This is a genomic window from Mesorhizobium sp. M7A.F.Ca.AU.002.02.1.1 (genome assembly GCF_003998535.1).
GTDB lineage: Bacteria > Pseudomonadota > Alphaproteobacteria > Rhizobiales > Rhizobiaceae > Mesorhizobium > Mesorhizobium ciceri.
Genome location: NZ_RZPB01000308.1, coordinates 1 through 6,727 on the forward strand (window position 1 = coordinate 1; position 6,727 = coordinate 6,727).

The 6,727-nt window shown below is 64.0% G+C and carries 8 protein-coding genes; 3 read left to right on the top strand and 5 right to left on the bottom strand.

Going from position 1 to position 6,727, the window contains the following annotated elements; translation table 11 throughout:
* Positions 1-125: 125 nt before the first annotated feature.
* Both EN879_RS19130 and EN879_RS19135 read left to right on the top strand, forming a co-directional pair.
* Entirely contained in the window at positions 126-1,223 is a 1,098-nt protein-coding gene (locus EN879_RS19130; RefSeq protein WP_063169689.1) for a methionine ABC transporter ATP-binding protein, read from the top strand.
* Positions 1,204-1,860: a methionine ABC transporter permease gene (locus EN879_RS19135; RefSeq protein ID WP_027161152.1), complete on the top strand. Its 657-nt coding sequence runs from the start codon at positions 1,204-1,206 to the stop codon at positions 1,858-1,860. The genes EN879_RS19130 and EN879_RS19135 overlap by 20 nt, the downstream gene beginning before the upstream one ends.
* Positions 1,861-1,938: 78 nt before the next feature.
* Here EN879_RS19135 and EN879_RS40730 read toward each other — a convergent pair whose 3' ends face one another.
* Positions 1,939-2,253: a Fic family protein gene (locus EN879_RS40730; protein ID WP_335919019.1), complete on the bottom strand. Its 315-nt coding sequence runs from the start codon at positions 2,251-2,253 to the stop codon at positions 1,939-1,941.
* 16 nt (positions 2,254-2,269) lie between these two features.
* Between EN879_RS40730 and EN879_RS40020 the strand changes: the two genes are divergently transcribed.
* The gene (locus EN879_RS40020; protein ID WP_244514377.1) at positions 2,270-2,527 is read left to right on the top strand and encodes a hypothetical protein; all 258 of its coding nucleotides are present in this window, start codon (positions 2,270-2,272) and stop codon (positions 2,525-2,527) included.
* Positions 2,528-2,718: 191 nt separating this feature from the next.
* On the opposite strand, the gene EN879_RS19150 is transcribed toward EN879_RS40020, so the two are convergent.
* The 4 genes from EN879_RS19150 to EN879_RS19165 all read right to left on the bottom strand — a co-directional run.
* Positions 2,719-3,849 (bottom strand): aminomethyltransferase family protein, encoded by a 1,131-nt coding sequence (locus EN879_RS19150; protein ID WP_063169688.1) that lies wholly within the window; start codon positions 3,847-3,849, stop codon positions 2,719-2,721.
* 51 nt (positions 3,850-3,900) lie between these two features.
* On the bottom strand, positions 3,901-4,677 hold the full coding sequence (locus tag EN879_RS19155) for an ABC transporter substrate-binding protein (protein WP_063170417.1): 777 nt from the start codon (positions 4,675-4,677) through the stop codon (positions 3,901-3,903).
* Positions 4,678-4,800: 123 nt separating this feature from the next.
* On the bottom strand, positions 4,801-6,543 hold the full coding sequence (locus EN879_RS19160) for a hydantoinase B/oxoprolinase family protein (RefSeq protein WP_063169687.1): 1,743 nt from the start codon (positions 6,541-6,543) through the stop codon (positions 4,801-4,803).
* Position 6,544: 1 nt separating this feature from the next.
* Positions 6,545-6,727: hypothetical protein (locus EN879_RS19165; protein WP_164774466.1), on the bottom strand; the 183-nt coding region annotated here is incomplete at its 5' end.

The following is a 6,727-nucleotide window of genomic DNA, read 5'->3' on the forward strand; positions in this document are numbered from 1 at the left end:
GGTCTACAAGGGCACCGGCCTCAGCGCCTATTGATCCGGTCCTCGGCCGGAAGCCCGGTTCGAGAGCAACAGCGGTCCGCGCTCAGGCGCGGGCCGCGATTGCGTTTTCGGGAACAGGAATATTCATGAACCAGCATATCACGGCATCCGGGGAGACCGCCGATCCGACCCAGACCCGGCCCGACGCATCTCAGGATGTCGTGCGCCTTGTCGACCTGAAGCGCCATTTCGGTGTGACGGCGGCGCTCGACGGCATTTCGCTGACCGTGCGCAAGGGCGAGATCCTCGGTATCATCGGCCGCAGCGGCGCCGGCAAATCGACGCTGATCCGCTGCCTGAACGGGCTGGAACGGCCTGACTCCGGCGAGGTGTTCATCGAGGGCCGCGAGATCAGCCGGCTCGGCGAGCGCGACCTGCAGCCGCTGCGGCGGCGCATCGGCATGATCTTCCAGCATTTCAACCTGCTGTCGGCCAAGACCGTCGAGGACAATGTGGCGCTGCCGCTGAAGATCGAGGGCCGGCCGAAAGCCGAGAGGCTGAAGCGCGCCGCCGAACTGCTCGATCTTGTCGGCCTGTCGGAGAAAGCCAAGGCCTATCCGGCGTCGCTGTCGGGCGGCCAGAAGCAACGGGTCGGCATCGCCAGGGCGCTTGCCGCGCGCCCGGCGCTGCTCCTGTCGGACGAAGCCACCTCGGCGCTCGATCCGGAGACGACGCGCTCCATCCTCGCACTGCTCAAGGACATCAACCGGCAGCTTGGCCTGACCATCCTTTTGATCACCCATGAGATGGAGGTGATCCGTTCCATCGCCGACCGCGTGGCGTTGATCGACGCCGGACGCATCGTCGAGCAAGGGCCGGTCTGGTCGGTGTTTGCCGACCCACGCTCCGAGATCACACGCAGCCTGCTCGGCGCCATCAGGCCGCAGCTGCCGGCCGAGCTGGCAGCGCGGCTGCTGCCGGCGGCCGGTGCGGAAACCATCCTGCGCGTCGACGTGGCCGGCGAGGCGGCAAGCGGCCCGCTGCTGTCCGACCTTGCGATTGCGGTTCCGGGCGCCTTCCGCCTCGTCCATGGCGGCATCGACCATATCCAGCAGCAGCCGGTCGGCACGCTGTTCCTTTCGGTTCCCGGCAGCGATGCAAATCATCTTGCTGACATCATCACATTCCTGAAGGCTCGCCAGGCGCGGGTGGAGGTGCTTGGCCATGTCGCCAATCCTGTTTGAACTTCTGCTGCGTTCGATCTGGGAGACGGTGCTGATGACGGCCGCCTCCGGCCTCATCTCGCTGGTCTTCGGCCTGCCGCTCGGCCTGGCGCTGATTGCTACCGAACGCGGCGGCATTGCCGAAAGCCTTTGGGTGAACCGGGCGCTCGGCGCCATCATCAACGGTTTCCGCTCGGTGCCCTTCATCATCCTTCTGGTGGCGCTGATCCCGGTGACGCGGCTGATCGTCGGCACCTCGATCGGCACATGGGCAGCCATCGTGCCGCTGTCGATCGCCGCCACGCCCTATTATGCGCGCATCGCCGAAGTGTCGCTGCGCGAAGTCGATCGCGGGCTGATCGAGGCGGCGCGCGCCATGGGCGGCAACCGCTGGACGATCATCCGCGAGGTGCTGGTGCCAGAAGCCCTGCCCGGCATCGTCGCCGGCTTCACGGTGACGCTGGTGACGCTGATCGGTGCGTCAGCCATGGCCGGCGCGATCGGCGCCGGCGGCCTCGGCGACCTCGCCATCCGCTACGGCTACCAGCGTTTTGAGACGTCGGTGATGATCGCAGTGGTCATCGTGCTGATCATCCTGGTCTGCGGCATCCAATGGGTGGGGGATCGGTTGGTGGCGAGGCTGGATAGACGGGGGTGATTGTTAGGCCGACGAACTAGGCGATGATATCTTCTATCAGTGCTTGCAATGACGCTTCTGAACCGCTGAAACTGTCGATCATGGCTTGAATGACGCGATCCCGTCAAGGATGTCGTCATTGAATGTCAGGCCCGCGTGCTCGGCGAGCATCGCAAGGAAGGTGAGCTGGGTTCGGCCGTTGCCTTCGCGAAACGGATGCACGGCGTTGATCTCCGCGACGATGTGCGCCAGATGCTTCGCAAAGCTGGTGCCGTCGAGATGAGCTAAGCGGTCGGGATTGCCGAGTTCGCGAAAGACCCGCGCCATCTCGGTGGCGATGTGTTCGGGATAGCAGAACCAATTGCCGGCCTTGCCGATGCGGATGGTGCGCGGCTGACCGGCCCAGCCACACATCCTGGAACAGGTGCCGGTGCAGGCCGAGATAGTGACGGTAGTCGAGTTCGCCTGCCGGCAATGGCTCGTCAGCGCGAGTCAGGAACAGCGCGAGCTCGACTTCATCAAGCTCAGCCTGGTCGCGGATGTCCAACAGGTTAATGAGCACCGTCGTGCCGGGGTAGCACAGCGGATCGAACTCAGCGGCGTAGACCAACGTCTATTTCTTCTTGCGGATTTCTTCCTTGATGAGCGAACGCCGCTCATCACCGGACAGTCCGTGTCGTACGCCTAGGGCGAGTAATTTCGCCATGCGAGGCGATAAGGTCATGCCTTCCACGGCGCTGATTTTCTCGCCGCGCTCGCTGGTCAGCACGAACTGGCCGGTCTTGGCTGAACGGCTGGCTCGTGAGCTAGGAGACTTCATTTCGAGACAATATCATAACCATTGAGGAGAGACCAAAATGATTTCCAGGGTAAGCCCAGTTAGCCGCGCAACCTCCCCCCCTCGGGATCGAAGAACGGTATCGGCGCCACGACCGCCCGGCTCGGCCTGCCATCGATGTCTATGCTGAGTTCGGTGCCAATCGCGGTGAAAGGCAGCCGCAGGTGCGCCGTGGCCAGCACCTTGCCCAGGGAATAGCCGTGATCGCTGTAGGTGACGATGCCGGCGTCCTCGCCATCGGCCAGGACCCTGGCATCGGTGGCGGCCGGCGTGTCGCCGTCGAGGATCAGGCCGACCCATTGCTCGTCGAGGCCCTTGTCGCGGACCTTGAGCAACGCTTGCCGGCCGACGAAATCGCCCTTGTCGAACTTGATCCAGCGGTCGAGGCCGACATGGAACGGGGTGCGGCTCTCGTCCATGTCGATGCCGTGCGCCGGATAGGCCTTTTCCAGGCCCAGCGTGAACATTGCCAGCACGCCATAGGGTTTCAGGCCAAAGTCCCGGCCGGTCCGCATCAGCGCGTCCCAGACCGAAGCGGCCTCGTCGGCCGGCACGAACAGCTCGAAGCCGAGCTCGCCGGTGACCCCGGTGCGCGAGATCAGCACCCGCGTGCCGTTGATGTGGCCTGACGTGAACGACCAGCGTTTCAGCCCGTCCAGATCGGCATCCGAGATCATCGCCTTCAACAGTTCGCGCGAGCGCGGGCCCTGGATGGTCGGGAAGGCGATGGCTGCGGTTATGTCGGTGACATAGGCCTTGCGACCCTGCGCGTGATGCAACAGCCAGGGCAGCATCTTCAGGCGGTTGACCGAGCCGGTTACCAGCATGAAGTGCTCCGGACCCAACCGAAACACGGTGAGGTCGTCCATGATGCCGCCATCCTCGCGGCAGACCGTGGAATAGCGGACCTGGCCCGGTTTCATGGCAGCGGCATTATTGACGATGACATGGTTGACCAGCGCCTCGGCGTCCGGCCCCTTGATGTCCATCTTGCCCATGGTGCTGAGATCCTGCACGCCGACATTTTTGCGGGTGTTCAGATGCTCGTCGGCAATGCCGGAATAGGTTTTAGCGGAGATGAAATCGCCCCCGACACGACCCATGGTCGCGCCCAGCCCGACGATGCTGCTGTAGAAAGGGGAACGCCGCTCAGCCAAGGAAGTCTCCATCATTCAAGAAAAACGGCAGCGCCAGCCGGCGCTGCCGGAAGGCATGTTGTCGTCTCAGCTGCCGTAGACGTCGAAGGAGAAGTACTTGTCGTTGATTTCCTTGTACTTGCCATTGGCGCGCAGCGCGTCGATGGCCGCATTGAGCTTGTCGGCCAGTTCCTTATTGCCCTTTTGCAGCGCGATGCCGACGCCAGGGCCGTGAATGGCCGGATCGGCGGTCAGCGTGCCGAGCAGCTTGCAGCAGGCGCCGTCTGGCTTCTTCAACCACTCGGTCAGGATGATCGAGCCGTCCATCATCGCGTCGAGGCGGCCATTGGCCATGTCGGTGCGGGCATCGTCGCCCGTCGGATAGGCTTTGACCGTCGAGCCTGCATATTTCTGGTCGGCGAATTTCTGGTGGATGGTCGCGGTCTGCACGCCGAGCGCCTTGCCTTTCAGATCATCGGGCGACGTGCCCGCGATGGTCGAATCCTTGGGCACGGCGATAGCCGGCGGCGTCTGGTAGTATTTGTGGGTGAACTCGACCTTCTCGGCCCGCTCGGGTGTGATGGTGATGTTGATGATCGCGTCGAACTTGCCGGCCTGCAGCGCCGGGATCGAGCCATCGAAATCCTGCACGCTGAACTCACACTCGGCCTTCATCTCAGCACACAGCGCCTTCCCCAGCTCGATGTCGAAGCCGCCCAGCGTGCCGTCGGCACTGGCGTAGTTGAAGGGCGGATAGGCGCCCTCGGTACCGATCCTGAGTTTTTTGTCCTGGGCGGAGGCGGCACCAGTGGCAAGGGTGAGGGCGACGGAAGCGGCAAGCACGAAACGACCGAAAAGACGCATGTTCGAGATCCCCGTTGAAAGCGGGAAGTCTACGGTCTTCCAGGCGCGCGGCGGAGACGGAAACGACATGCGCTGCGGCGATCACGGCGCGGCGAGCAGACCAGGCGAGCGATCGGTGATGTGTTAGCCGACGCGCTGCTTGTCGGTGGCCGTCCGGTCGATGGCCAACTCCCCGGCCGAGAGGACAACGCCAAACTTTTCGGTGGCTTCCTCTGATGTGTAGTACCCCAGCGCCACGTCGCGCAGCACAAGATCGGCATCGCGCTGCAGCGGATCGCCATAGCCGCCGCCGCCCGGCGTGCCGACGCGCACGCGGTCGCCGGCCTTGAGCGCAATGTCCTGTTCTTTGGACAAATGCGGCGGCACGTGTTCCTCGCCGTTGCGGAAGACGGTCACCGTGTTGACGGCGCCGTCCTTGCCGCCAAGCGCGCCCTGCGGGCCGAACCGGCCATGGTCCATGACGAAGGAAGCGCGGGCGTCGCCGCGCAGGATTTCCACCTCATAGGCGAGGCCGAAACCGCCGCGATGCTTGCCGGCGCCGCCGGAGCCTTCACGCAAGGCGTAGTGGCGGTAGAGCACCGGGAATGCCTGTTCCATGATCTCGACCGGCGGCGACTTGGAGATGCCGATGGTCGAGCAGCCATTGGTCAGGCCGTCATGGCCTGAATTGCCCCCATAACCGCCGCCGGAGATCTGATACATGACGTAGTCGCGGCCGCGTGCCGGGTCGTTGCCGCCGAGTGCGAAATTGCCGCTGGAACCGGCGGGTGCGGCGGTCACCTTGTCCGGCAATGCCTGCACCATCGCCGCAAACACCGCCTCGGCGATGCGCTGCGACACCTCGGCGGCGCAGCCCGAGACGGGCCGCGGATATTTGGCGTCGAGGAACGTGCCTTCCGGCCGCTTGACGATCAGGGGTTCAAACGCGCCGGCGCTGATCGGCACATCCGGGAAAATGTGGCGCATGGCGAGATAGACCGAGGATAGGGTCGTCGCCAGCACGCTGTTCATCGGCCCGGCGCAGGGCTTTGACGAATCGGTGAAATCGAAGGTCAGCGTGTCGCCCTGTTTTTCGACGGCGAGCGCGATGATCAGCGGCTCGTTGACCACCCCATCGGAATCGACAAAGGCCTTCGAATGGTAGGTGCCGTCGGGAATGGCTGAGATGTTGGCGCGCATCTGCTCGGCCGCGCGGCGGCGCAGTTCGGCGATCGCCGCGACAACAGTTTCGTCACCGTAACGATCCAGGATTCCATTCAGCCGATCCTGGCCGATCAGCAGTGCGGCGGCCTGGGCCCTGATATCGCCGATGCGCTGGTCGGCGACGCGGATGTTGGAGCAGATGATGGCGTAGATTTCCGGGTCGAGCACGCCCTTCTTGAACAGTTTGACCGGCGGCAGCCGCAGGCCTTCCTGCTCCACGGCAGTCGCCGAGGCTGAAAATCCGCCCGGCACCGAGCCGCCAATGTCGGGCCAATGGCCGGTGTTGGATAGCCAGCAGAAAATCTTGCCGTCCCGGTAGACCGGCATGGCGAAGCGCACATCCATCAGATGGGTGCCGCCGAGATAGGGGTCGTTGACGACGTAGATGTCGCCTGGTTCCGGCGGCAGGCAACGGCCGTCGGCGATCATCTCGATCACCGTCCTGGTCGAATACTGCATGACGCCGACGAACACCGGCAGGCCCTGGCTGCCTTGCGCGATCAGCGAACCGTCGACAGCCGAATAGATGCCGTCGGAACGGTCATTGGCCTCGGCGATGACCGGCGAGAAAGCGGCGCGAGAGAACGTAAGGTCCATCTCGTCGCAGACCTGCTGCAGGGCCGCCTGGAGGACCGAAAGGGTGATGGCGTCGAGCTTTGCCATATCAGGCCTCGCCAATGTCGATGATGATGTTGCCGTCAGCGTCGCTGCGTGCGCGGTCGCCGGGTTCGAGCACGGTGGTGGCATCCATCTGTTCGAGGATCGCCGGGCCTTCGATGATAGCATCGAGCGGCAGCTTTTCACGCGCATATACGGGCGTGTCGTGCCAACGGCCGGCATACCAGAC